We start from the raw sequence: 24,049 nt of genomic DNA on the forward strand, positions 1-24,049 counted from the left end.
TTCAGAGTCTCAATAGATTCTGAAATAAATCAACACACAGCATTGTTATTAAATTTATAGGAGGTAATATGAAATTACTGGAAGACCGCATTCTCAAAGATGGGAATGTCCTTGGGGAGAACATCCTCAAAGTTGACTCTTTCCTTACTCACCAAGTGGACTTTGATCTCATGCGTGAGATTGGAAAGGTCTTTGCTGAAAAGTTCAAGGATACTGGCATCACCAAGGTGGTGACTATCGAGGCATCTGGTATTGCTCCAGCCCTCTATGCAGCTGAGGCTTTGGATGTCCCTATGATTTTTGCTAAGAAGGCTAAAAATATCACCATGAATGAAGGGATCCTCACTGCTGAGGTCTACTCCTTCACTAAACAGGTGACTAGTACTGTCTCTATCGCAAGCAAGTTCCTCACTCCTGAAGATAAGGTTCTCATCGTTGATGACTTCTTGGCTAACGGTCAAGCTGCCAAAGGCTTGATTCAAATCATCGAAGAAGCTGGTGCACACGTCGAAGCGGTTGGTATCGTTATTGAGAAATCTTTCCAAGATGGTCGTGCCCTTCTAGAAGAAGCTGGTTACCCAGTCGTTTCACTTGCTCGTTTAGATCGTTTTGAAAATGGTCAGGTCGTATTTAAGGAGGCAGACATCTAATGCAAAATAAAGAGAAACATTCGCAGGCGGCGGTCCTAGGACTGCAACACCTTCTTGCCATGTACTCGGGATCAATCCTGGTTCCAATCATGATTGCTGGAGCCTTAGGGTATTCAGCTCATGAATTAACCTACTTGATTTCAACCGACATTTTCATGTGTGGTGTAGCAACCTTCCTCCAACTTCAACTTAATAAATACTTCGGTATCGGTCTTCCAGTTGTTCTTGGGGTTGCTTTCCAGTCAGTGGCACCACTTATTATGATTGGTGAGAAACACGGTAGCGGTGCTATGTTTGGTGCCCTTATCGTTTCAGGGATTTATGTTATCCTCATTTCTGGCATCTTTTCAAAAGTGGCCAATCTCTTCCCTTCTATCGTTACAGGATCAGTCATCACAACTATCGGTTTGACCCTCATCCCTGTCGCTATCGGAAATATGGGGAACAACGTTGATAAACCAACTGGTCAAAGCCTATTTCTTGCAGCTATCACGGTTCTCATCATCCTTTTGATTAATATTTTCACTAAAGGATTTATCAAATCCATCTCAATCTTGATTGGTTTGATTGTCGGTACTGCTATCGCAGCAAGCATGGGCTTGGTTGACTTCTCACCAGTGGCTGCGGCACCTATTGTCCACGTGCCAACACCATTCTACTTCGGAATGCCTAAGTTTGAGTTGTCATCAATCATCATGATGTGTATTATCGCTACAGTGTCTATGGTTGAATCAACTGGAGTTTACTTGGCCCTCTCTGATATTACCAAAGAAGCACTCGATAGCACTCGCCTTCGTAACGGTTACCGCGCTGAAGGTTTGGCTGTTCTCCTTGGTGGACTCTTCAATACCTTCCCATACACAGGTTTCTCTCAAAACGTGGGTCTTGTGAAGTTGTCAGGTATCAAGACTCGCTTACCAATTTACTATGCCGCTGGTTTCCTTGTTCTTCTTGGACTCCTTCCTAAGTTTGGTTCCTTAGCACAAATCATCCCAAGCCCAGTCCTTGGTGGCGCTATGCTTGTTATGTTCGGTTTTGTTTCTATCCAAGGGATGCAAATCTTGGCGCGTGTTGATTTCGCCAACAACGAACACAACTTCTTGATTGCTGCAGTTTCCATCGCTGCAGGGGTTGGTCTTAACAATAGCAATCTCTTCAACAGCCTACCAAATGCTTTCCAAATGTTCTTCTCAAACGGTATCGTGGTCGCAAGCTTGCTTGCCATCGTCCTCAATGCCATTTTGAACCATAATAAAAAAGAAAAATAAAAACGAATAAACTCCCCTTATAGATTGTACTGATCCATAAGGGGAGTTTTTATCATAGTCTTAAGGTACCGATAGTAGCAAGATCTTTGGTAACAATAGCGGTATCAAATCTCACCTCAAATAGAATCAGCGATTCACCTGCGTAATCTATTGTCTTTTTATAATCTGGAACCTTTGCAATGAAATGTTCTGCCATATCAAATATAGTTTTCGAACTTCTTTTTGCGAGACCTTTGGCTTTGACATGCTGGTTTCCAGTGTGAGGAATAGTGGTAAAGGCAATCGAAGGATTTTCTTCTATTTCCTTGACTTTATCATTATCTTTAAAGGACGAAAAATAAAGAATATTATCACTAGGGTCGAAATAGAAATTAACGATTCTCACATTAGGAATGTTATTTACAGAAGTTGACAAGGCCATTTCTGTTTGTTCTGCCATTATTCTCAAAAATTCTGTTTTCGTGTTCATTTTCAAAGCCTCATTTCCTTAGATTAATTATATCTGAAAGCCTATAAAATGTCAGTAGAGAAAATGAAAGCAAAGTGTTTCTTTAAGATTAAAACAGATTGAAAGCAAGTCATATCTATAGTACAATGAAAATATAAATGTTTGAAAAATTAATTTAGAAAGGAAAACAGAATGCACGAAACACATTCTCTCCGTGAGCGATTCCTTGTTTTCTTCAAGATTTTTGTGCCCATACTGATTTATCAGTTTGCCAACTTCTCGGCAGCCTTTGTGGACACTACCATGACTGGTCAATACGATACCCTACACTTGGCGGGGGTAGCCATGGCAACGAGTTTATGGAGTCCTTTTTTCACCTTTTTAACAGGTATCGTCTCTGCCCTAGTTCCTATTATCGGACACCATCTAGGGGCAGGTCGCAAGGACCGAGTGGCACCTGATTTTTATCAATTTCTTTATATGGCTTTGGGCCTATCACTGATTCTCTTTGCCCTCGTTTTTCTGGGGGCTCCCTTAGTTTTGAGCCACTTAGGTTTGGAACCTGTTGTCAGAAAGGTGGCCCTTGGTTACCTACGCTTTTTGAGTCTTGGGATTATTTCCCTTCTGCTCTTTAGTGTGGCTCGATCCTTCCTTGATTCACTTGGCCTCACGCGCCTCTCCATGTATCTCATGCTTTTACTTCTACCACTAAATGGTTTCTTCAATTTCCTCCTCATCTATGGCATTGCTGGTTTACCAGAGTTAGGGGGAGCTGGAGCTGGGCTTGGAACTTCATTGGCTTACTGGGCCCTTCTCCTTATTTCCATCGCGGTTATCAGAAAGCATAAAAAGATTAAGCCCTACCACATTGAAAAGGTTCAACCCCTTGATAAAGCAGCTCTGCTTGGCGCCCTTAAACTAGGTCTCCCTATTGGTGGAACGGTCTTTGCGGAAGTCGCCATCTTCTCAGGTGTTGGTCTGGTTATGTCTAAGTATCCGTCACTAGTGATTGCTAGTCACCAGGCGGCCATGAATTTCTCAAATCTCATGTATGCCTTTCCTCTCAGCATTTCCAGTGCCATGGCTATCATTATTTCCTACGAATTTGGGGCCAGACGCATGGATGCGATCAAGAGCTATAGCAAACTAGGTCGCCTGACAGCCTTAGGATTCTCTATCTTTACCTTGATTTTCCTCTACTTCTTGCGTTATGATTTGGCTGAACTTTATGGGCATGAGCCTGATTTTTTGAGAATGACGGCCATTTTCATGACCTATAGCCTCTTCTTCCAAGTGGCGGATGTCTTTGCGGCTCCCCTTCAAGGAATCCTGCGTGGCTATAAAGATACCAAGGTACCTTTTTATCTCGGTGTCCTAACCTACTGGGGCATCACCCTCCCAGTTGGCTTCTTGCTTGAAAAAGTCACTGGACTTGGTCCCTATAGTTACTGGATTGGCCTGATTGCCAGTCTTATCGTCAGTGGTCTCTGTTACCAGTGGCGCTTAAATAAGATCGTCAAACGATACGAATCACAACAGTAACACACCTGAAGCAGTCTTTTCCGAATGCTTTTTCTATGTCCAAATCTCGATAATACAGAAAAAAAACTCCTGCATATTGAAAACAGATAAACTGTTATCAATACACAGAAAGCTTCTTTTGATGAGTGATTAATTAAATTCAGATTTTCCTGACCTATTACCAAACTGGATTCATTAATGAAAACATAATGTTTAATATTGAAAAAGGTCACTTTTTGTCCTGAATGGTTAGGTCACATATTATGTTAGTTTTAAAAGGCTTTCATCTTATTTACATCTTCTTTTGTCACATAAAAAGAGGTTGGGACCAAGGGTCACCAACCTCTCTTTTAGCTTTTACTAATTCCTTCAGAATACCTAATCAGTCCACTTGATCAAGTAAGTAGGCATAGCCTTCTTTTTCCATGTCAGCTTTAGGCACAAATCGCGTTGCTACACCATTGATACAGTAGCGTAGACCTCCCTTGTCACTTGGCCCATCTGGAAAGACATGCCCTAGATGGGAGTCGCCCACACGACTACGAACTTCGATGCGGTCCATATTGTGCGAATGGTCTTCCTTGTAATTGGCTACCTCGGGGCTTATAGGGCGAGAGAAACTTGGCCAGCCACAGGCTGAATCAAACTTGTCCTTGGATGAAAAGAGAGGCTCACCGGTCACTACATCAACATAAATACCTGGTTCAAACTGATTCCAAAGTGGACTCGTAAAGGCCCGTTCTGTTCCATTCTCCTGAGTCACAGCGTAGGCTTCTGGACTCAAACTTTCCTTAAGCTCCTCCCGATTCTGCTTGTGATAAGTACTGGCATCAATGACAGGATTAGCTGCCTGATTGACATTGATATGACAGTAGCCATTCGGATTTTTCTTGAGATAATTTTGATGGTAATCCTCAGCAGGAATAAAGTGCTCCAGGGGCAACAATTCAACCGCCAAAGGCTGACCGTATTGCTCAGTCATTTCTTGGAAAACTTGCTTGATAGTCGATAAATCATTTGCATCCGTGTAGTAAACACCTGTACGGTACTGAGTTCCCACATCATTGCCCTGTTTGTTTTTACTCATAGGATTGATGATACGGAAGAAATGAAGCAGAATCTCTCGCAATGACACCTTGCTAGCATCATAGGTCACCTGAACAGTCTCAGCGTGACCCGTCTGACCGATAAGCTCATAACGAGTCGTCTCACTACGACCATTAGCATAACCCGAAACCGCATCAAGCACACCAGGCACACGAGAGAAATACTCTTCCACACCCCAGAAACAACCACCTGCAAGATAGATCATATGAATATTTAGATTTGACATTTTTAACACTCCCTTCAATAGATAATTATATCTCCACGCCTTAAGTGTAACGCTTTTGAGAAGATTTCGCACTTATAGTGACTTGGGGACACAAAAAATCCCACCACATTGTGATAGGATTTTATTTTTATTCCATTTCGAAGCTTTCGCTCTTAATCTTATCTGGTAAGACAAGAGATAGGAGGATGAGTAAGATGGCTGGAATCAACCATGGCAGTGATGCTCCTGATAATGGAAGGAAGTTAATAATGGCATTAAGTCCTGCAAGTTTGAACTGGCTGCCAATTACACTAAGCAAAGCGATAAGTGTCACTACACCAACTGTAATTTGCATACCAGGTTTAGACAAGGCCACAAACTTATTAGCAATCACAATCATAACAATTGTGATTGTAATTGGGTAAAGAATCAACAGTACTGGTACTGAGAAAGCAATGATATTATTAAGTCCCAAATTGGCAATCGCAAATCCAATAAGAGTGAAGACAATAGCATAGGTTTTGTATGAGACTTGTGGGAAGGCCTTATTAAAGAACTCACCGGTCGCCACAATCAATCCTGCTGTTGTCGTAAAGCACGTCACTGTTACCATAACTGCTAGGAAAATCTGTGACATGGGACCAAAGATAGCCTGTGTTGCACTCGATAGAACTGCTGCTCCAAGGTTAGCACCTTCTCCCAAAGTTGATGTATCAAGTGGGAAATGGTTACCCAAGAATGCTAGACCTAAGTATAAACCTGAGAACATCAATCCAACCAGAATACCTACAACCCAAATGGTTGAGATGTACTCTTTTTTAGATTTAAAGCCTAATTGATTGAGGGTTACTACTGCCACCACACTAAAGGCTACCGAAGCCAAGGCATCTAAGGTATTGTACCCTTCCAAGAAACCATTACCAAAGGCTGTGGCTTTGTAAGCTTCTGTTGCTGTATGTGTGCTATGACCACCATATTTAAAGGCACCAACTACAATCAAAATAACGATTAATAGAGCAAAGATAGGTGTCAGGATTCGACCAATACTATCTAAAATCTTAGAAGGATTCATTGCAATCCATAAAGCCAAGGCAAAATAAACCGCTGTGAAGGCAAGTAACCATAGACTAGTATGACTATTACCAAGCATTGGTGCAATACCAATTGAAAAAGCTGTCGCTGCTGTCCTTGGAATAGCAAAGAATGGTCCAATAGACAAGTAAAGCACTGCCAAGTATAACAAGGCAAACTTAGGTGAGATTTTTTGAGAAATCTCGTGAATATACCCCTTCGGATTTAAAGTCCCAATAATAAGTGTTAGAATTGCAATTCCGACACCAGATAGGACAAAACCGGCAATAGCTGGCCAGAAATGACCTCCAGATTCAAAGCCTAGCTGAGGTGGGAAGGTTAGGTTTCCCGCTCCGAAGAACATACCAAACAGCAAAAGGGCTGTAAGGCCTCCTTTTTTTAACATAAGTTACTCCAATCTAAAACAAACAAGACATCATCTCAAAAAAGATAACTTGTTTATTACTATTTTAGTCAACTTACTTAGTATGACATGATTAGTTTGGAACTTCAAGCTATTGAAACGTATTAGGAAAGGTTTTTAAAATTGCAAATTTTCTGTATCATTATACGAAAAAACTAGACAAGAGTCTTATCTCGTCTAGTTTGATAGTTTAATTAAGGGTGACTAACAATCAGTTCAAGATCTCCCTTAATTTGCCATGCTTGAACATCGCTAGGAAGAATAAAGTGGCTTCCTTTTGCAATTGGGTATTCTTGACCATCGACTAGGAGACTTCCTTGACCGTCAAGTACACTAAACAAACTGTAATCAGCAGTCTTTTCAAAATCAGCTTTACCTGAGATTTCCCACTTATAAACGGCAAAGAAATCACTAGCGACTAAAAGCGTTGATTTGAGATCATCTACTTTTGTTGTGACTGGGCGACTATTGGCAGGTTCTCCAATAGTAAGCACATCAATCGATTTTTCTAGATGGAGCTCACGCAAGTTCCCTTGGTCATCCTTACGGTCAAAATCATATACACGGTAGGTCGTATCACTAGATTGTTGGGTTTCAAGAACCATGATTCCTGCACCAATAGCATGCATGGTACCGCTTGGAACATAGAAGAAATCTCCTGCTTTAACTGGAACTTTTGTCAAGAGATTTTCCCAATCCTTACTTTCAATTTGTTGGCGCAATTCTTCTTTTGATTTAGCATTGTGACCGTAAATGATTTCAGCACCTGGTTCAGCAGCAATGATATACCAGCATTCTGTTTTACCAAGCTCACCTTCATGTTCAAGTCCATAAGCATCATCTGGATGAACCTGAACCGAAAGCCAATCATTGGCATCCAAAATCTTAGTTAAAAGTGGGAAGACAGGTTCCTGACGATTTCCAAACAATTCACGATGCTCTGCATAAAGCACATCTAAAGTTTGCCCAGCGTAACGACCATTCTTAATCGTCGATACACCATTTGGGTGAGCTGAGATAGCCCAGTACTCTCCAACATGGTCGCTTGGTATATCATAGCCAAAGACATCACGTAAATGCGTACCACCCCAGATTTTTTCTTGCATAACAGATTGTAAAAACAATGGTTCAGACATAATATTCTCCTTATTCTAGGAACAGAGCCTCAGAGTCTCTGGAAAATTTTAGAAAAATGACTATCAGTGATAGATTCGTAGATGGATAAATTCCACATATGTCTTTAAATCACATGCAAGTCGCTAGTCCTTTTATTTACCAAAATTTTAGGCAAGTTCTTATGATTGTTTACCTCAATTATAAGCATAATTTGTGAAAAATTCAACAAAGTCTTAAAGAAATCATAATATTTTGGCTTAATGTCTTTAAGTTATCCCATAATCTAATTTACTTTTAAAGTCTAGCTCACTCCCTCATTTTCTGGATGAACTTATTGAAATTAAAGGCTTTTTATCCTATAATACTAGTGATACTGTGAAAGGAAACTTATCAATGAAATTCTACTCCTATGACTATGTGCTAAGTCAGATTAGCCAACAAAACTGGGTTATGGTTGCCATTGCTGCAGGACTTATTTTAGTGACTGGCGTATTTGCTTTTAAGGCCTTCAAAGAACGCCATAATACTAAGTTTCGTGAACTCTCTATCATTTCTATTTTAACCTTAGTTGCTGTGGTTCTAATTTCTATCAGTAATTTCCAAACTAATCAGACCAATGATAACCAGTTCCGAGCATCTCTTCATTTTATTGAAGTCATCTCGAAACAGTTAGACGTCAAGAAAGAAAATGTCTATGTCAATACTTCTGCAGCCACTGATGGAGCTATCGTAAAAGTTAAAGACAACTACTACCGTGCCATTGCAAGTTCGGATCCTGATAGCTACTTGCTAGAACAAATAAAACTTTACAAGTCTGATGTTGAACTCGTGGAGGTTAAAAAATGACATCTTTTTATCTTACTGTTGCAATTAAACTAGCTTTGGGGCTTATTTCACTCGTCTTTGTTATCAATTTAACAGGTAAAGGAAACCTAGCACCTAGCTCAGCTACTGACCAAGTACAGAACTTTGTTCTTGGTGCAATCCTCGGTGGTACAATTTATAGTAGTACCATTTCAATCCTCCAATATATCGTGATTTTGATTATTTGGACGATTTTGATTTTACTTCTAAAATGGCTAATTACCAATATTCTCTTTATCAAACATTTGATTGACGGTAAACCAACTGTCATCATCAAACATGGTCAACTAGATCCTGAAGCTTGTCGCTCTAAAGGACTTTCAGCCTCTGATGTCGCTTTAAAATTACGTTCCCAAGGAATTTTTCAACTTAAAGAGGTTAAACGTGCAGTTATTGAACAGAACGGCCAATTGATTGTGGTTCGTGTAGGTGATGAAAATCCTAAATACCCAATTGTCACAGATGGTGTCGTTCAATTAGAAATTCTTGACAGTATCGGAAAATCCGAAGCATGGTTAAATGACGAACTTACTAAAATGGGATATGACAACATTTCAGATATCTTCATCGCTGAATACGATAAAGGAAACATTAATGTCGTGACTTATTAAACAAATCACTTGCATTACCGTTTAATATTGTCTACAATGGTCTCATCATAAAAAGGAGGTTCTACTATGGGAATCGAAGATAAATTGAATCAAGCTAAAGGCGCTCTTAAAGAGGGGACTGGTAAACTGACTGGCGATAAAAAGACTGAAATCGAAGGTGCGGTTGAAAAAGTTGTATCTAAAGCAAAAGATAGCCTCGAAGACATTAAAGGTAGCGTTGAAGGTGCGGTTGAAGGCCTTAAAAATAGCTTTAAAAAATAATAAAAAACTGTATCTGTTCATCAGATACTTTTTTTATGCTTTAAATGATAGAGCTAAAAAAAGACAGTCCTGGAATACAGAAACTGTCAAATGATTTTTAAAGCACTTAAACTATCTTTTGCTTAAAATAAACATGTCAAAGTCGTGATAAGTCCAAAAACAATACCAGGAGCATTGGCTGCTGCAAGTGGTAAATCACGTTCTTTCTTGAAAAGACCATAATAAACCCAAAGGCTACAGTTAATAGCTGCAACGAGGGGTTGGATAAAGTTTCCTTTATGACCTGCCAAGTTGTCCATGATTTGTGGGATATAAGAAACATACATCAATACTGACATACATGTTGCTACCCAACCGACGATTTTCATTTGTTTGTCATTCATAGCCAAACTCCTTTATTAAAAATGCGAACGTATATTCTTATAATATCAAAGCAATTGTATCCTAAAAAACTAATGATTACAAGCTTTTTCAAAACTTATATTTATTTTTATTCATCCTCATATAATCATGAAATGATATAGAAAAAGAACAGTAGTTTACTCCGGAAAGACAGATAACTACTGTTCTTTTTATCTTATTTTTGAGACTTTCCTTGACCTTTTAATGCAAACGATGTTGTCATGAGTACAGCCCCTAACGCGCCTAGTCCCAAGCTACTCACCTCACCGATATTGGGTAGGCTTGATTTACTTGTTTGGTTCGTTTGTGAACTTTTATCAGACTGGCTAGCCTTAGAGTTTGTTTGGGTATTTTTTTGTGCAAGATTAGTTTGTACGACTGAGCTACCCAAAATTAAGCTAGCTACTAGGACTGCCCCCGCTTTTTCCCATTTTGATGATTTCTTAATGGCATACCATTCCTGTGTTTATTTGGTATGTTTGTATGTCATCTGTTAAACCTCCTACTTACTTTTGTGATGACTCTATTAAACACAATAAACCTAAGATAAGACTTAAAGAGAAGTTAACCTTCCCTTAAAGTAAAAAAATCACCAAGATATTGAGAACTTTCAATCTCTAGGATAGACCACTCTAAATCCTTCTATAATGACTAGACTGACCTGACTAAAATTCAGTCCATCCCTATGCAACCATTTGCTAAAGAAGTTTTCATGAATATTTTGCCAGTAAGCTAGGCTTCGATTTTCTTCACCTTCTTTGTAAGCATGGTCAACGCTGACTTGTTTAAAAGGAAGAACCACAACTTTAGTTGTTTCAATAATACAAACGGTATTTTACTTGGGCAATGGGACCTAGCTAACCGCATATAAGGCAAAAGGTGAGCTAGTTACTGTCTTTTGTACCACCAAAACCAAATTGCGAGATAGTCTATCTCTACTCCAAATATCAAAAAATGGTAGACCAAAAGGGCTCTACCATTTTCATCTTAATACTTAGAATGCTTGTAACCGTAAAAGGCATAAATAGCCGAACCAACTAGCACTGCTATGCCAAAGGCTAACCATGTCTGCCAACTGTACTGACTCATAAATGATAGACATACAATAATCGAAAGGATTGGTAAGACTGGAACAAATGGAACCTTAAATTCACCCTTTTGTGGCAAGCCCTTGTCTTTACGAAGAATGATAAGAGCAATAGCCAAGAGGACCAAATAAGCCAAGGTCGCAATGTTAACCAAGGATGCCATATTGGCCAAGGAGAAAACACCTGCTGAGATGGCTGAAAGGATACCAGTCAAAAGTGTCGCATGATGTGGAACCTTATGGGTCTTTGAAACCTTTTGGAAAGTTTGTGGAAGAAATCCATCACGCGCCAAGCTATAAACCATGCGACTAAGGGCATAGGCCATGGAAATACATACGGTAATCAAGGTCATAATGGCAACTACCGATACATAATTGGCTGCCCATGGCACACCAATGTAACGAAGGGCATAAGCTACGGCATCGTCGACATTTAACTTCGTATAGTGGACAACTCCCGTCAAGACTAATGAAACAACTGCATAAAGTGAAGCGACGATAATCAAAGCGAGAACAATACCTCGAGGAACATTCTTTTGCGGTTCCTTAATCTCATCTACTGTCATAGAGATGGATTCAAATCCAAGAAAACCAAAGAACATGAGAGAAGCACCTGCTATAATCCCCGTCTTACCACCATAAATTTGACCAAAGCCAAATGGTGCAAAGTTAGCCCAGTTGTCTGGATTCAGATGGAAAAGACCAACCAGGATGAAAACCGCCAAGGCAGAGAACTTAAGCACCACTAGGAGTGAGTTCAAACGAAGAACTTGTTTAGAATCCATGAGGAGGAGAGCCGTCACAAGCACCAAAACCAAGACTGGCAATAGGTCAATATAGGTCCCTTGACTCGGATTAAAAGGGCCACTGATAGCCTTGGGGAGCTGTAGACCAAAGCTCGCTAAGAGCCCCTTGAGGTAGGCTCCCCAACCAGAGGCAACACTAGACACGGCGTTCATGAAAACGATCATTGTAAGCCATCCGCCCATCCAAGCAGGGTACTCACCCCAAGAAGCATAGAGATAACCATAAACGCCACCGGCGGATGGATAGCGTGAGGCAAACTCAGCAAAGAAAATAGCCGACATACCCACACAAACGGCTGAAATCAAAACCGAAATAATCAGGGCTGGACCTGCCAAGGTTGATGCTGCGGTACCAGTAATGGTAAAGATACCGGTTCCGACCATGGCACCAATCCCCAAGAGGACGACATCCCTAAGGGTCAGATGCCGTTTCATCTCGGTTTGAGCCAAACCAACATCCTTTTTACGAAAAATACTCATTTTTATACTCCATTTTCTGAGAAATACCGCACTATTATACCATACTACAGGACAAAAATAGAGCTATTTCTGTGTTTTTATACCTCTATTAATAAAAAGCATATTCAAGATTAAGATTTCGTAACAAGTATTTTCTAACGTGTGGCCTATATCTGTCAAAAACCGACTGCTCAAAACTTTGCTTTAGTCGTCCATTATTTTGCAGTTTTAGTAAATTGGGATCATTTAAATTAGAAAACACTATGAAACTGAACAGGGTTTCAAATCTCAAGTTCTAGCTTTCATTTAGAATTTATCTACTAACTGGTCTTAGGATAGAAAAAATAACAAGATTTTTCAATCCTGCTACTTTTTTGTCTTATCATTTTGATAATGTTTAGTCATAGTACAGCCAATCGTCAAGCTAACTGACTAAATTAAAGTGATTATTTGTCACCAAAAACTTTGAAACGATCTTCTGTTTGGATGTCTTTATCTCCTGCTGGTGCAACGATTTGGCCAAATGGTGCTTGAGCACGGAGTTTCCAGTTAGCTGGAATGTCATATTTTTCAGCTAATTGTGCATCAACAAGTGGGTTGTAGTGTTGCACGTTCATGCCGATATTCTTCTCAGCCAAAGCCAACCACGTCGCATAAAGGGCGATTCCATGACCTTGCTCTGACCAAATTGGGAAGTTTTCAGCGTAAAGTGGGAATTGCTCTTGAAGGCCTTTCACTACATCTTGATCTTCATAGAAGAGGATTGTTCCCTTAGCTTGGGCAAAACCTTTCAAACGTTCTTTTGTTCCTTCGAAGGCTTCTGCAGGTGTCACTTTTTCAAGCTCTGAATAAGCAATCTCATTCCAGAAGGCATCTGATTCTTCATCCAGCAAGATCACCACACGTGATGTTTGTGAGTTGAAAGCTGTTGGTGTGTTAAGAACCGCTCGTTGGATAGTATCAATCAATTCTTGATTAGAGAGCTCAAGGTCTTTTCCCAAAGTATAAATTGAACGACGTTTTGTTTGTAAGTCTGTAAAGTAGGTCATAGGTATTCCCTCTTTCTTTGTGATATATGTTAATTGTTAAAATTGTTAAGTTCATTTGTAATAAGTTTGATTACAATAATCATTATAGACCTTTCAAATGTAATATCAATAGTTACGACTCGGGAATCACTAATTATTAATATTTTTTCTCACTCGTGTCAAAATACCATCATTATCCTCGAAGATTAACGCATTAGAAGATAACCATTTGACCTCTGCTCCACGATTCTTAGCACGTTCTGCTATGGTAATCAAGTCTTCCTTGTTTGCTACTTCAAGGACGTAGTAAGCAAGACCAGGTATATCTTCTTCACGTTTGACTAAGTTTTTGCCACCCCATTCATTGACAGCCAAGTGGTGATGGTAATCACCTGAAGCAATCCAACTAGCACTTGGAATGGTAAACTTATCTGCTAGCTCCAAAACATCCTGATAGAAAGTCGTTGATAGCTGACTATCTTTGACCGATAAATGAATATGCCCCATGCGAGTATCCTTAGCTATCACAAAAGGCTCAACCTTGCGTCCCATCTCGTAAATTTCTTGAGCTGAGAGTTCTTCTGTGACACCGACGATGCGACCATCCTCACGAATATCCCATTCAGCAACAGTTTTATCTCTGTAGAGCTCAATACCATTGCCTTCGAGGTCTTCCAAATAAAGAGCTTCACTATAACCGTGGTCAGCGGCACCAACAAAAGGATAGTCTAGCTCAGCAATATGTTTGAAAACATCTGCCAAATCCTCGCGAGATGGCAACATAATTGCCATATGGTAGAGACCATAACTGGACTTGACCGCTTCCTCACGATTGGTTTCAATCAAGTGAACTAGCGGCTTGTTTCCAGCACCCAAAATAATTTCTGTTGCAGTTTGAGATAGGATTTCAAGTCCTATAACCTGTGTATAAAATGCTGTCTGACGTGCCAAGTCCTTCACATTGAGTACCGCTTCTGCGAGGTAAATCTTACTATTGTAGTCGTATGTCATATGATTTTCTCCTGTGTTGTAATCATTCCTATGACATTATTATACTCAGTTTAATTGTAATATCGAACATTACAACCTGGAATTAAAAAGAAACCGAAAAACTTTCGATTCCTTATAGTTTAAAATCTAAAAATCAAGCTCCAACTTCTTTCCAGTTAGCCTTAGCATCCTTTAAAATACCAGCCAAAGTTTTCTTTTCGAGTTCTTTTTCCATTGCCATTTGAACGTCTTCTAGGCTCTGATCCAAAATCCCATGGATATTACGTCCTACTGGACACGCTGGATTAGGATTGTCATGAAAACTAAAGAGTTTGCCACTTGGACCGATGCTATCCACCGCACGATAAACCTGTAAAAGGTTAATCTCCTCTGGTGTCTTGACTAATGTGGCTCCTCCACTTCCCCTTTGAACTAAAATCAAGTCTGCTTTCTTCAGTTGCGACAAGGTTTTGCGGATAATAACTGGATTGACCCCCACACTCCCTGCTATTAAATCACTGGTTAGCTTAGTTTCATTTTCCTTATTTTGTGCTATAAGGGTCAAAATATGGACAGCAATGGTAAAGCGACTTGGAATTTGCATATTTGGGACCTCTCATTCTTCTTTGCTATTTTACTTAATTATAACAAAAAGAACGTTGTAAAACAAGGAGTTACAACGATTCAAAAAGTTAGTCTTACACTAAAAAATAGAGCCATCGTAAACTCTATCCTTTTGTATTTGATAATAAGTAACTAGACTAATAATAGATAGTATTCTATCCTATTGAGGCTCTAGTTTGGTCTTTTGTTTCTTACGGACCCCCTGCCCCTCAATATGCTGTTTGACCAGATCCACAACTTCATCATTGGTTGGCAAGTCCGAGTGCTGAGCATCTTCACCTGTAACAGTGATTTCAGTATAACTTTTTGCCTGATTCTGATAGATATATTTCCCAGCAGACACACTAGCATCAGGAACCAGCTCGTCCGAATCATAGGTAATGGTTCCAGCTACCGAATAGACATGCAGGGTAGACGGAATATTCTCCTTGGCAGCTATAAAGTCTGCTAGCATGACTGATTTATTTTTGATATTGGTTTCAGTGAAATTATAGGGCGTTCCGATAGTCATCAAAGAATTTATCTTGACATCGTAGTCGCTAAGATAATTTTCAATAAAAGCCGTATAAATCAGACCACCATTGGAATGGGCCAACCCTTTAAAATTATTGAAATTGTATTTATTCTGCAAGGCTTCAAAGGCCTGATTCATCATCTTAGCTTGTTTCTTGATATTACTATAGCCATCTTTGTTATTTTCAAATCCTATAACAATGACTGGTTCGTTGTCCTTAGCTTTGATTTTACCCTCAAAGGTGATACGCCCATTATTCCAAACCTTAACCTTGAGGAGGCTATGCTTGACACCACGACGGTCTTGATTAAGCTTACGTACTAGGCCATCAAATCTATTTTCCGTAGCGGAGCTCCCTGGAATCATGATAATGGGAGATAATTTTGAATTATAGAAAGTCTCTATTTCCTTGACATTTTTCCTAGTCCAACTATAGGATGGGACGGCTAGCCCAATAAGAAAGAGAGCAACAAGGATAAAGACCAACTTAGTTTTTTTATTTAGTTTCAAGGCTTTCTCCTTCCTCTTTTAGACCGTGTTGTACCTTATTAGACAAACGCACAAATGGTATAAAGATAAGAATGTCAACTGCAAAACAGAGGAGACTAATTGCTAGAGCTCGTAAACTACCCCCAGTTCCGATAAAGGCGAAAAGAAGACTTGGTGTACCATCTGGAACTGGATAAACCGCAGCTGGCATAAGATGAATAGCCAAGGCCACCGCAGCAATACCCATATTGATCATAGGTGCCAATAGGAAAGGAACCAGATAAACTAAATTAAGCAAGACTGGTATCCCCACCATAAATGGAGCCCCATTATTAAAGAGACTAGGAAAGACACTTAGAAGACTCACCTTCTTATCCTTGTAACTGGTTGATGCTAAAAGCAGAGCCACCAAGAGGGCTAGCCCTGAGCCAATGCCAGCAACCAAGCCATAACTATGATAAAGATTTGTTAGTGTGTAAAGGTGGGGAAGCCCAGTCGTCGTATGATGGGAAACAGCATAGGTCAGATTTTCCAAGGCAAAACTATCCTCGGCAATAGAATTTAGGGCAAAAGCCTGACTATTACCAATCCAAGCAAAAAAAGTGTTCAAAAGTCCCATCATAAAGGTTAAGAACAAATGATTATCAGTTACAGTAAAGGTAGAGGTAACCTGCCTAATCGTCTGAAAAATATTAGCCTGCTCTCCAATCACAAAGAGAATGTTAAGTCCAATAGCTAAAATGAGTGATAAAAAAATAGGACGGACAGTCTTTGGTTGATAAATATAGTTCTTGTCCACAATCTGATCATCACTAGCTCTTGAAAAGCGAAAAATCTGGCCAACCAGATAGCCAACAAAGATAGCCAACATAATGTTGATTGAAGCCGGTAAATTGATGCGAGTCAAAACACCATCGTTTAGCGGTGACAGCAACAGCTCCTGCGATCCTATAATTAAGCTAACCAAAAGGGATGTCACACCAGCTGTACCAGTACTTCTACCATAGTGACCAGCTGTGTATTTTCCTGCAAAGTAGGTTGATAAGGGCCCAGCTAAGCCACCAAGAAAGTTGGAAAGATTAATGAGCACCTGACCAGTTATCTTAAAGGCCGGTAACCAGTCAGAAACTAAAAACAGCTGATTGACATAGCCAAGCTCTGAAAATACCGATAGTGAAATCACCCGAATAATTCCTGAAAATAGGAAAAAGGGAAAGAGCGAAACCAAGGTTTTCTGCGTAATTTGGACGAAGCCTCGCTCACGAAACCAGAGAAACCTCTGGACCAAATAGTTTGTCATAAAAGACTCCTAGTAAAAGGCAAAATAAACTTTACATTCAACGTTTTTCTTCATTATAACACAAAGAGAGATGCCTTACCTTAATCCTGGGTTACAGCACACACTATCAGACTTTAATCCCCGTCATTTTTATGATTTCTTGAAAAATTTAAGAAACATTTGAGAATTTCTTGATGTTTATTTGATGACTTTATACTACAATAAAGATAAAAAGAAAGCGATATCAAACAAGCGAAAGGAGGCTTATCATGAAAAAGGTACTTGAGGTCAGACATCTGACTAAACGTTACGGCCAACACCTAGCACTTGACAATGTAAACCTGACCTTAGAAAAGGGTGAGGTCTATGGCCTTATCGGAAGAAACGGGGCAGGTAAGACAACACTGATTAAAGTCATCACAAAACTCATACGCCCTAGCCAAGGCAGTGTTTCCCTCTTCCACTCTACCTCCAAATCAGAGTGGACTCACGCACTGAAACGTGTTGGTTCTGTGATTGAAACACCAGTTGCCCTGAATCATCTCAATGCACGTCAAAACCTACGTTACTACTGCAAGATTCATCACGTTCCAAATCCTGACAATGTCATTGATGAAATCCTTGATACAGTTGGACTTGGACACACTGGCAAGAAAAAATTTCGTAGTTTCTCACTGGGTATGAAGCAACGTCTAGGTATCGCTATTGCACTGATTGCAAAACCAGACCTACTTATTTTAGATGAACCGATTAATGGTCTCGACCCAGTTGCTATCAAAGAATTCCGTCAAATGATTAAAAAATTGAGCGAAGAGCAAGGTATGACAGTTCTCATCTCTAGCCATATCTTGTCTGAACTCTATCAAGTTTCAACCCGCTTTGGCATTATTGATCACGGTCAAATCATCCGTGAAATCACTAAGGACGAATTCGAACATCTCAGCGAAGACTATATCGTTCTTAAAACTAACCAATTAGCCCTGGCTAGTCGCATTCTCCAAGACCAACTCCATCAACACTTCAAAGTAGTTAACGGCGACAATGAAATTCATATTTTTGACAAATCCCATGTTATAAAGGCAATTGTCAAAGAGCTGGTTAAACAAGAAGTTGAGATCGATGAAATTTACTACAAACGTCAAGACTTAGAAAACTACTTCACACAACTAGTAGATTCAGAAAGGAGGTAGAGCCATGTTACACACTATTCACGCCGATTTCTATCGACTCTTCCGTTCTAAAGGATTTTGGATTTCTGAAATTATCCTAGCCCTAAACATTATTTCTGGTGTCCTATTGGGTGGCACAGGTCATGTAGGCGTAGAAACTGGGGCAAAACAAGCCGTTAAAAGCGCCTCTTCGTGGACTGGTGTCGGATCACTGATTAATTACTCTAGTAGTATCTCCATGACAGTCCTCTTCACTTTAATTGTGGTCTCTATCATTTTAGGTGTTGATTTAGCACAAAAATTGTACAAGAATAATCTCACCTCCGGCATTTCACGGAGCGGATTCTTCTTCGCCAAGGCAACCGTCATTGTAGCTATCACTTTAGGACAACTCCTCTTGTCTTACGGCCTTGCCTTTGTTCTAGGTACTCTTTGCCACGGTCTTGGAACTGTACCTGATCACTTTGTTAGAAACTTTGCCTTAACTTTCCTTCTCCAATTCTTGTGTAATCTAGCTTGGGTAAGTCTGACCACGGTTGCCCTCTACCTCACACATTCTATCGTGACAACCTTTGTGACTTACACCCTTGGTTTAGTAGCTTTAACCGTACCAGCAGCAATCTTCCCTAAAGTAGAAATTTTGAAATACTTGTCACTCAACTTTAATTACGGCATGACTGCAGATAAAACTATCATTCAAAATACTGCAATCGTGGCAGTAGGATTTATCCTAGCATTCACAGCTTTGGGCTTGATTACTTTTGAAAAACAAGATTTATGAGAACAAAAATAACATCGTGCACACGCTCGATGTTATTTTGATTTCTTGTTATCATTCGTTGATTTTCACAAATGCTTTATTTGAGTTTCCAAATCCAGCATCAACTTTTAATTTCAAATTAGTATCAGAGATTGTATCTGGATTCAAATCAAAAACAACATTACCAGTCACTTCATTTTCTGGATTAACACTGGTAAAGAAAAGATTTGCATCATCATTTGCATAGATTCCTGCTGTTGAATCAGTTTTATACTCTGTTTTATCTTTAACTAGCTTAAAGTCAGAATCAGATACTGTAATAGCCTTAGTACCGTTATTTTTTACAGTTACGTTTAGAATAAGATATGAACCTTTTGCATTCATACCAAATTCGCCACCTACATTTTGCACGACTTCTTTAGTATGAATTGTGTATTCTACATCTGCAATTTTAAAAGTTTCTGACATCTTATAAGTAGGAATGTCCTTACTTTTTTTATTTTTCTTATTTTTAAATCCAAAGATAACATTGCTATATTGATAATCATTATCAGTTTTTGCAGAAGCACTTGTTTGGTTCATTAGAGAAATAACAACTGCACCGACTAAGAACCCAGATAGAACGATACATTCTAAAATTTTACAATGAAAACTAAATTATTTTTATATTGCAATTCTCTAATTTTTATTTTTCCCTCAAAGTTGCAAAAAGATTATAAAAAACATAAAGTTTATGCTTTCATAATCTCACTGTTAAATAAAACCATTCATTCTCATAGGACAAATGCAACTCACCCTCTAAGACTTGGACTAAGTGTTCGGTGATATAAAGTCCAAGTCCAGAGGAATCCTCGGTGTCTGACAGGTTTTCAGAATAAAAGCGGGTCGTTAGTCGGTCTAGATGCTGTATCGGCTGTTGTACCATATTACTAACTGACAAATAAATGCCATCGTCCTTTTTCTGCAATGTCAGATGAGCTTGAGTCTTACCATGTTTTAGAACGTTACTGATAATATTCTGAAATAGACGTTCAAAAATATCTGGATCCATTTCGCATTGGATATCAGGGGTTACTTGAATATCTAGTGTAATCCCTGTCTCTTGAAACATGTCATAGTAAGGTAGGATAGACTTAACCACAAGTTGAGAAAAGTCCACATCTTGAAATTGTGGTTGGATGGCCCCCTCTGTTAATCGTCGATATTCCAACAAGGCTTCCAAACGCTTTGAAACAGTCAATAGATTTTTAGAAATCTTCTCCATAGCCATATCATCTTCCCTACTACTTCGAAGACTTTGCTGAGCATAGCCGCTCGCTACTGTTAGTGGTGTTCGTATATCATGGGCAATATTACTGATAGCCATATCCATGGTTTTCTTTTCTTGGACAGCGACAAGCTTAGTCTTTTCAATTTGGGTAAAGAGAGACTCAATCCGATTCGTTAGGGTAACCAATGATTTTGGCTGGTTTTTCAAAGTAATTCGTCGATGACTTTCTTCAACTAGCTTTTCTTCAATCTGCTTTGAGAGAGATTTTACAGCCAAATAGTAACGAACTAGACAGGTAGTTACTCCCAGAAGAAGTCCTATCAATACAATAAGCAGTCCTTCCATCAGTCTTCTCCTTTAAGTCGCACACCTAAGCCCCAAATCGTTTCGATATACTCCGTACCCGCATCCACTTGGGCTAATTTCTTACGTAGATTACTCAACTGTGCATTCAATGTATTATCACATGATAGATAAGGGGCTTCCCAAACCGTCTCATAAAGGTCATCTTTAGTAAAAATTTTCTTTGGATTTTGAAGGAGTGTGTGGAAAATTTGAAACTCTTTCTTACCCAAACGAATGACTTTTCCCTGACAGGAGACTTCAAAACTGTCTGAGTTTATCGTGATATTTTTGACTTGATAGATGTTATCAGGCCTATCACTTCCCTTGCTGTGTTCACGTAGTTGAACCGAGACACGCGCATAAACTTCTTCAAGATCAAAGGGCTTAACGATATAATCATTTGCACCATCAAGTAAGTACTGGCTAATCAAGTGCTTGTCACCCAAGGCTGTCAGCATAATAACAGGAACAGAGCTTCTTTGCCTGATAAACTTAAGCACTTCTTCGCCACCTTTACCCGGTAACATGATATCTAGGAGAACCAAATCAATCTCTTGACTTTGAAACACAAGCTCTCCTTCGGTCCCAGAGTAGGCTTGGATAATATCATGTTCTTCAGAAAACAAGTTAAAAAGAATATTCTGGATATCCTCATTGTCTTCAATCTGTAAAATACGTGCCATGTCTTAATCCTCCAATGATACTACCAATTGTATACGCTCACTTTCTCCTTCATCTTAACAAAAAGCCAAATTAATGACAAGGTGCATTATGAGTTATTGATAGCATAAAAGGAAAAATAAAAACCGTAAGCCTTCGCTTCCGAGACTGACGGTCAATTATTTATTAAGCAAAAGTCGTCACATCAGAAGCATTCAAACGAACAGACTCGAAACCTTCTTCATTGGACTTACCAAGAGCAATGAGCAAAACTGGTACATGACGGTCTTCATCAAGTCCAAAGGCTTTGGCGAGACCTTCTTTTTTATAGCCACCAATGGCATTAGTATCGTAACCATAAGAACGAGCGACCAACATCAACTGCATGGCAGCCAGACTAGCATCAATATGAACAATTTCATTCATCACTTCACGTGGAGCATTGTCATACATTGGTACAATGCTTGATAGTTGTTTCTCCTTGACCTCTTCAGGCATTTTTCCTTGTGCAACAGCCTTACCATAGATTTCTTCCGCTCTCTCTTGGCTCTTCAAATCCGCAAAGATGAGAACCATGGCTGATGACGTTTCATTTTGCACCCCATTGAAGCTAACGAAAGGTGTCAATTTTTCCTTGCCTTCCTCACTATCAACAACGACAAAGCGCCAAGGTTGCATGTTGACTGATGATGGTGCTGTAACAGTCTTATCTAGGATTTCCAACAGTTCTTCTCGCGGAATCTTAACAGATGGATCAAAGTTACGAATGGAACGACGGTTATAAACGATATCTGAAAAATCATTACTTACTACAGGCATCTTATGTCTCCTTTTTAACATTAGACGAAATTAATATAATCAAAATTATAACACAAGACATTTTTTATCAAAAATAATTGCTACAAAAGTGCTTAAAGATTAGTTTCCTTGAGTCCCAGACGTTTCACTTCTGATGAATAGTAAACCATAATCGTAATCAAGCTAATCGTGATTAGCCAGATTGACTTAATATGAATAAAATGCATCAGAAGAGCTGATACAACTGCACCAACCACAAAACTAACTACGACAAAGCCATAATTGACAGCCTGACGACGATATTCTATCTGATCACCACTTCCCTGAATGGCATAATAGAGGGCAGTTAACATCCTTCGATAATTTCCTGAGGTCATAAATATCACGAAGGGATGATTCTCAATCTGACTGCCAGTAAAAGTCTTCATCATGATACCTGCAGAAAAAGCAATAATCGGAAGCTCTAATAGAGCATTTGGCGTCAAGAATGGTAAAATTGCAGTCATTACGCAAAGAGGAAGTAAACCATAAACACGCCAGTAAGCATTCTTACGATGATCTTTAAACCACATGCCAAAAAGAAAACCTAAGGAAAAGAAAAGGATGGAAAAGCATCGTAACATGTTATGGTACATACTACTACTACGCCAGTCAGCAACTAACAGGAGAATATTCCCTGTCTGAGTAGCAACCAAACTATGGTAATACATATGACAAAAGACATCCAAAGCTCCCCCTGAAAAACTGAGTAAATTTGCCATCATACGTGTGTTCTGAGGCAAAAGATTTCGAGACTCCATTACGTAACTCCCATCTATAAATAAAAAAATGACAGTTTCATTATAGCAAATCAAAAGAGACAAGCAAAAAACAACCCTCACGAGTTGCTTCTATCCTATTAAAAATTAACTGTGTCAGGGTTATCCTGACTCTTGATGCCTTGAATCTTATCCAAGACTACCATGTCGTCCTCTGACAAATCAAAGTCAAATATATCCAAGTTGGCTTCGATATTTTTTGGTGTCACTGACTTAGGTAGTGGCAAGAAACCTTTTTGAAGGCTCCAACGTAGGGCAACTTGAGCAACAGATTTTCCGTTACGTTCAGCCACTGCTTCTACGTCTTCATTTCCAAAAATGCTACCAGTACCTAGTGGACTGTAGGCTTCAAGAAGAATGTCACGCTCTTGGCAATAGGTAACCAAATCTTCTTGGACACAACCTGGAGCCAAGAGAATTTGATTGACATGTGGCACAATTTCAGTCGTTTCAAGGAGAGCATCAAGGTGATGTTGCATAAAGTTAGACACACCGATAGCACGCACCTTACCATCTTTGTAGGCTTCTTCCATTGCCTTCCAAGCACCTGCATTGCCAGCCTTCCAAGCATCATTCTCACGAAGAGCCTTTGGATTTGGCCAGTGGATGAGCAAAAGATCCAAATAATCCACACCTAATCTTTCGAGTGACTCGGCGATAGAGGCTTTAGCCAATTCGTAATCGTGCTTGTCATTCCAGAGTTTAGTCGTTAGGAAAATATCCTCACGCGCCACATCACTATCTGCAATCGCCTTACCTACAGAAACCTCGTTACCGTAGATTTGCGCCGTATCAATATGTGTGTAACCCGCCTTAAGTGCGAAACTAACACTGTTATAAGCTTCTTCCCCTTCTGGAATCTGCCAAGTCCCAAAACCAATTTTAGGAATCGTAACGCCATTTGAAAGTGTATATGTTTCCATCCTGTTCTCCTTTTCAAGTTGTAACAGAATTATCTTAAAGGATATAAGATAAAATTGCAAAGATTAGCTATGGTGTCTAGAA

26 protein-coding genes are annotated in these 24,049 nt (G+C 39.5%); 8 read left to right on the forward strand and 18 right to left on the reverse strand.

Annotation, left to right across the window (positions count from 1 at the left end; all coding sequences use genetic code 11):
* The first annotated feature begins 68 nt into the window (after positions 1 to 68).
* Together EL076_RS06430 and EL076_RS06435 are read left to right on the forward strand one after the other, a co-directional pair.
* Positions 69 to 650, forward strand: coding sequence for a xanthine phosphoribosyltransferase (locus EL076_RS06430; protein WP_126429723.1), 582 nt, complete (start codon positions 69 to 71; stop codon positions 648 to 650).
* A complete protein-coding gene (locus EL076_RS06435) occupies positions 650 to 1,918 on the forward strand; it encodes a nucleobase:cation symporter-2 family protein (RefSeq protein ID WP_126429725.1) in 1,269 nt (422 codons plus the stop codon). The genes EL076_RS06430 and EL076_RS06435 overlap by 1 nt, the downstream gene beginning before the upstream one ends.
* Positions 1,919 to 1,970: 52 nt before the next feature.
* On the opposite strand, the gene EL076_RS06440 is transcribed toward EL076_RS06435, so the two are convergent.
* Positions 1,971 to 2,387, reverse strand: coding sequence for a pyridoxamine 5'-phosphate oxidase family protein (locus EL076_RS06440; RefSeq protein ID WP_126429727.1), 417 nt, complete (start codon positions 2,385 to 2,387; stop codon positions 1,971 to 1,973).
* A gap of 171 nt (positions 2,388 to 2,558) precedes the next feature.
* Here EL076_RS06440 and EL076_RS06445 point away from each other — a divergent pair, with 171 nt between their 5' ends.
* Positions 2,559 to 3,908 (forward strand): MATE family efflux transporter, encoded by a 1,350-nt coding sequence (locus tag EL076_RS06445; protein WP_126429729.1) that lies wholly within the window; start codon positions 2,559 to 2,561, stop codon positions 3,906 to 3,908.
* 361 nt (positions 3,909 to 4,269) lie between these two features.
* Here EL076_RS06445 and msrB read toward each other — a convergent pair whose 3' ends face one another.
* The 3 genes from msrB to manA all read right to left on the reverse strand — a co-directional run bounded on the left by msrB (position 4,270) and on the right by manA (position 7,830).
* Positions 4,270 to 5,220 carry a peptide-methionine (R)-S-oxide reductase MsrB gene (msrB, locus tag EL076_RS06450; RefSeq protein WP_126429731.1) on the reverse strand — a complete coding sequence of 317 codons (951 nt, stop codon included), beginning with the start codon at positions 5,218 to 5,220 and terminating at the stop codon, positions 4,270 to 4,272.
* Between the two features lie 127 nt (positions 5,221 to 5,347).
* Entirely contained in the window at positions 5,348 to 6,676 is a 1,329-nt protein-coding gene (brnQ, locus tag EL076_RS06455; RefSeq protein ID WP_003093615.1) for a branched-chain amino acid transport system II carrier protein, read from the reverse strand.
* Positions 6,677 to 6,888: 212 nt separating this feature from the next.
* Positions 6,889 to 7,830, reverse strand: a complete 942-nt coding sequence (gene manA, locus EL076_RS06460) for a mannose-6-phosphate isomerase, class I (protein ID WP_003093849.1) — start codon at positions 7,828 to 7,830, stop codon at positions 6,889 to 6,891.
* A gap of 373 nt (positions 7,831 to 8,203) precedes the next feature.
* Here manA and EL076_RS06465 point away from each other — a divergent pair, with 373 nt between their 5' ends.
* The 3 genes from EL076_RS06465 (at position 8,204) to EL076_RS06475 (ending at position 9,546) form a co-directional block, all read left to right on the forward strand.
* The gene (locus EL076_RS06465; RefSeq protein WP_048788435.1) at positions 8,204 to 8,656 is read left to right on the forward strand and encodes a DUF3290 family protein; all 453 of its coding nucleotides are present in this window, start codon (positions 8,204 to 8,206) and stop codon (positions 8,654 to 8,656) included.
* Positions 8,653 to 9,285, forward strand: coding sequence for a DUF421 domain-containing protein (locus EL076_RS06470; RefSeq protein ID WP_126429733.1), 633 nt, complete (start codon positions 8,653 to 8,655; stop codon positions 9,283 to 9,285). The genes EL076_RS06465 and EL076_RS06470 overlap by 4 nt, the downstream gene beginning before the upstream one ends.
* Before the next feature lie 66 nt (positions 9,286 to 9,351).
* On the forward strand, positions 9,352 to 9,546 hold the full coding sequence (locus EL076_RS06475) for a CsbD family protein (protein WP_003096760.1): 195 nt from the start codon (positions 9,352 to 9,354) through the stop codon (positions 9,544 to 9,546).
* Positions 9,547 to 9,668: 122 nt separating this feature from the next.
* On the opposite strand, the gene EL076_RS06480 is transcribed toward EL076_RS06475, so the two are convergent.
* The 8 genes from EL076_RS06480 to EL076_RS06525 all read right to left on the reverse strand — a co-directional run bounded on the left by EL076_RS06480 (position 9,669) and on the right by EL076_RS06525 (position 17,245).
* The gene (locus EL076_RS06480) at positions 9,669 to 9,929 is read right to left on the reverse strand and encodes a SemiSWEET family transporter (RefSeq protein WP_003094097.1); all 261 of its coding nucleotides are present in this window, start codon (positions 9,927 to 9,929) and stop codon (positions 9,669 to 9,671) included.
* A gap of 629 nt (positions 9,930 to 10,558) precedes the next feature.
* Positions 10,559 to 10,750 (reverse strand): ASCH domain-containing protein, encoded by a 192-nt coding sequence (locus EL076_RS10325; RefSeq protein ID WP_232009622.1) that lies wholly within the window; start codon positions 10,748 to 10,750, stop codon positions 10,559 to 10,561.
* A gap of 185 nt (positions 10,751 to 10,935) precedes the next feature.
* Positions 10,936 to 12,321 carry an amino acid permease gene (locus tag EL076_RS06495; RefSeq protein WP_003094082.1) on the reverse strand — a complete coding sequence of 462 codons (1,386 nt, stop codon included), beginning with the start codon at positions 12,319 to 12,321 and terminating at the stop codon, positions 10,936 to 10,938.
* A gap of 425 nt (positions 12,322 to 12,746) precedes the next feature.
* Entirely contained in the window at positions 12,747 to 13,349 is a 603-nt protein-coding gene (locus EL076_RS06500; protein WP_126429735.1) for a nitroreductase family protein, read from the reverse strand.
* A gap of 129 nt (positions 13,350 to 13,478) precedes the next feature.
* Positions 13,479 to 14,339 (reverse strand): VOC family protein, encoded by an 861-nt coding sequence (locus EL076_RS06505; protein ID WP_126429737.1) that lies wholly within the window; start codon positions 14,337 to 14,339, stop codon positions 13,479 to 13,481.
* Between the two features lie 133 nt (positions 14,340 to 14,472).
* Positions 14,473 to 14,922 (reverse strand): Rrf2 family transcriptional regulator, encoded by a 450-nt coding sequence (locus tag EL076_RS06510; RefSeq protein WP_126429739.1) that lies wholly within the window; start codon positions 14,920 to 14,922, stop codon positions 14,473 to 14,475.
* A gap of 180 nt (positions 14,923 to 15,102) precedes the next feature.
* On the reverse strand, positions 15,103 to 15,966 hold the full coding sequence (locus EL076_RS06520; protein ID WP_003096749.1) for an alpha/beta hydrolase: 864 nt from the start codon (positions 15,964 to 15,966) through the stop codon (positions 15,103 to 15,105).
* Positions 15,953 to 17,245 carry a PTS sugar transporter subunit IIC gene (locus EL076_RS06525; RefSeq protein WP_003096747.1) on the reverse strand — a complete coding sequence of 431 codons (1,293 nt, stop codon included), beginning with the start codon at positions 17,243 to 17,245 and terminating at the stop codon, positions 15,953 to 15,955. The genes EL076_RS06520 and EL076_RS06525 overlap by 14 nt, the downstream gene beginning before the upstream one ends.
* A gap of 248 nt (positions 17,246 to 17,493) precedes the next feature.
* Here EL076_RS06525 and EL076_RS06530 point away from each other — a divergent pair, with 248 nt between their 5' ends.
* Positions 17,494 to 18,414 carry an ABC transporter ATP-binding protein gene (locus EL076_RS06530; RefSeq protein ID WP_126429741.1) on the forward strand — a complete coding sequence of 307 codons (921 nt, stop codon included), beginning with the start codon at positions 17,494 to 17,496 and terminating at the stop codon, positions 18,412 to 18,414.
* 4 nt (positions 18,415 to 18,418) lie between these two features.
* Positions 18,419 to 19,174 (forward strand): ABC transporter permease, encoded by a 756-nt coding sequence (locus EL076_RS06535; protein WP_003093365.1) that lies wholly within the window; start codon positions 18,419 to 18,421, stop codon positions 19,172 to 19,174.
* A 51-nt stretch (positions 19,175 to 19,225) separates the two neighbouring features.
* On the opposite strand, the gene EL076_RS06540 is transcribed toward EL076_RS06535, so the two are convergent.
* The 6 genes from EL076_RS06540 to EL076_RS06565 form a co-directional block, all read right to left on the reverse strand.
* On the reverse strand, positions 19,226 to 19,735 hold the full coding sequence (locus EL076_RS06540) for a DUF4352 domain-containing protein (RefSeq protein WP_232009623.1): 510 nt from the start codon (positions 19,733 to 19,735) through the stop codon (positions 19,226 to 19,228).
* A gap of 157 nt (positions 19,736 to 19,892) precedes the next feature.
* Positions 19,893 to 20,768, reverse strand: a complete 876-nt coding sequence (locus tag EL076_RS06545; protein WP_126429743.1) for a sensor histidine kinase — start codon at positions 20,766 to 20,768, stop codon at positions 19,893 to 19,895.
* Complete coding sequence (locus EL076_RS06550) at positions 20,768 to 21,451, reverse strand: response regulator transcription factor (RefSeq protein WP_003094226.1); 684 nt, start codon at positions 21,449 to 21,451, stop codon at positions 20,768 to 20,770. Before EL076_RS06550 ends, EL076_RS06545 begins: the two co-directional genes overlap by 1 nt.
* 163 nt (positions 21,452 to 21,614) lie before the next feature.
* Complete coding sequence (locus tag EL076_RS06555) at positions 21,615 to 22,247, reverse strand: nitroreductase family protein (RefSeq protein ID WP_037621397.1); 633 nt, start codon at positions 22,245 to 22,247, stop codon at positions 21,615 to 21,617.
* 92 nt (positions 22,248 to 22,339) lie between these two features.
* Positions 22,340 to 23,026 (reverse strand): DUF1275 family protein, encoded by a 687-nt coding sequence (locus EL076_RS06560; protein ID WP_126429745.1) that lies wholly within the window; start codon positions 23,024 to 23,026, stop codon positions 22,340 to 22,342.
* 98 nt (positions 23,027 to 23,124) lie between these two features.
* Positions 23,125 to 23,967, reverse strand: a complete 843-nt coding sequence (locus tag EL076_RS06565; protein WP_126429747.1) for an aldo/keto reductase — start codon at positions 23,965 to 23,967, stop codon at positions 23,125 to 23,127.
* Positions 23,968 to 24,049: the final 82 nt, after the last annotated feature.

Source organism: Streptococcus vestibularis (genome assembly GCF_900636445.1).
Lineage (GTDB): Bacteria > Bacillota > Bacilli > Lactobacillales > Streptococcaceae > Streptococcus > Streptococcus vestibularis.

Bases quoted from the DNA above. Each gene is read 5' to 3' on its own strand.
- EL076_RS06430 (WP_126429723.1), top strand. From the start codon at position 69: ATGAAATTACTGGAAGACCGCATTCTCAAAGATGGGAATGTCCTTGGG.
- EL076_RS06435 (WP_126429725.1), top strand. From the start codon at position 650: ATGCAAAATAAAGAGAAACATTCGCAGGCGGCGGTCCTAGGACTGCAA.
- EL076_RS06440 (WP_126429727.1), bottom strand. From the start codon at position 2,387: ATGAACACGAAAACAGAATTTTTGAGAATAATGGCAGAACAAACAGAA.
- EL076_RS06445 (WP_126429729.1), top strand. From the start codon at position 2,559: ATGCACGAAACACATTCTCTCCGTGAGCGATTCCTTGTTTTCTTCAAG.
- msrB (WP_126429731.1), bottom strand. From the start codon at position 5,220: ATGTCAAATCTAAATATTCATATGATCTATCTTGCAGGTGGTTGTTTC.
- brnQ (WP_003093615.1), bottom strand. From the start codon at position 6,676: ATGTTAAAAAAAGGAGGCCTTACAGCCCTTTTGCTGTTTGGTATGTTC.
- manA (WP_003093849.1), bottom strand. From the start codon at position 7,830: ATGTCTGAACCATTGTTTTTACAATCTGTTATGCAAGAAAAAATCTGG.
- EL076_RS06465 (WP_048788435.1), top strand. From the start codon at position 8,204: ATGAAATTCTACTCCTATGACTATGTGCTAAGTCAGATTAGCCAACAA.
- EL076_RS06470 (WP_126429733.1), top strand. From the start codon at position 8,653: ATGACATCTTTTTATCTTACTGTTGCAATTAAACTAGCTTTGGGGCTT.
- EL076_RS06475 (WP_003096760.1), top strand. From the start codon at position 9,352: ATGGGAATCGAAGATAAATTGAATCAAGCTAAAGGCGCTCTTAAAGAG.
- EL076_RS06480 (WP_003094097.1), bottom strand. From the start codon at position 9,929: ATGAATGACAAACAAATGAAAATCGTCGGTTGGGTAGCAACATGTATG.
- EL076_RS06495 (WP_003094082.1), bottom strand. From the start codon at position 12,321: ATGAGTATTTTTCGTAAAAAGGATGTTGGTTTGGCTCAAACCGAGATG.
- EL076_RS06500 (WP_126429735.1), bottom strand. From the start codon at position 13,349: ATGACCTACTTTACAGACTTACAAACAAAACGTCGTTCAATTTATACT.
- EL076_RS06505 (WP_126429737.1), bottom strand. From the start codon at position 14,339: ATGACATACGACTACAATAGTAAGATTTACCTCGCAGAAGCGGTACTC.
- EL076_RS06510 (WP_126429739.1), bottom strand. From the start codon at position 14,922: ATGCAAATTCCAAGTCGCTTTACCATTGCTGTCCATATTTTGACCCTT.
- EL076_RS06525 (WP_003096747.1), bottom strand. From the start codon at position 17,245: ATGACAAACTATTTGGTCCAGAGGTTTCTCTGGTTTCGTGAGCGAGGC.
- EL076_RS06530 (WP_126429741.1), top strand. From the start codon at position 17,494: ATGAAAAAGGTACTTGAGGTCAGACATCTGACTAAACGTTACGGCCAA.
- EL076_RS06535 (WP_003093365.1), top strand. From the start codon at position 18,419: ATGTTACACACTATTCACGCCGATTTCTATCGACTCTTCCGTTCTAAA.
- EL076_RS06540 (WP_232009623.1), bottom strand. From the start codon at position 19,735: ATGAACCAAACAAGTGCTTCTGCAAAAACTGATAATGATTATCAATAT.
- EL076_RS06545 (WP_126429743.1), bottom strand. From the start codon at position 20,768: ATGGAAGGACTGCTTATTGTATTGATAGGACTTCTTCTGGGAGTAACT.
- EL076_RS06550 (WP_003094226.1), bottom strand. From the start codon at position 21,451: ATGGCACGTATTTTACAGATTGAAGACAATGAGGATATCCAGAATATT.
- EL076_RS06555 (WP_037621397.1), bottom strand. From the start codon at position 22,247: ATGCCTGTAGTAAGTAATGATTTTTCAGATATCGTTTATAACCGTCGT.
- EL076_RS06560 (WP_126429745.1), bottom strand. From the start codon at position 23,026: ATGGAGTCTCGAAATCTTTTGCCTCAGAACACACGTATGATGGCAAAT.
- EL076_RS06565 (WP_126429747.1), bottom strand. From the start codon at position 23,967: ATGGAAACATATACACTTTCAAATGGCGTTACGATTCCTAAAATTGGT.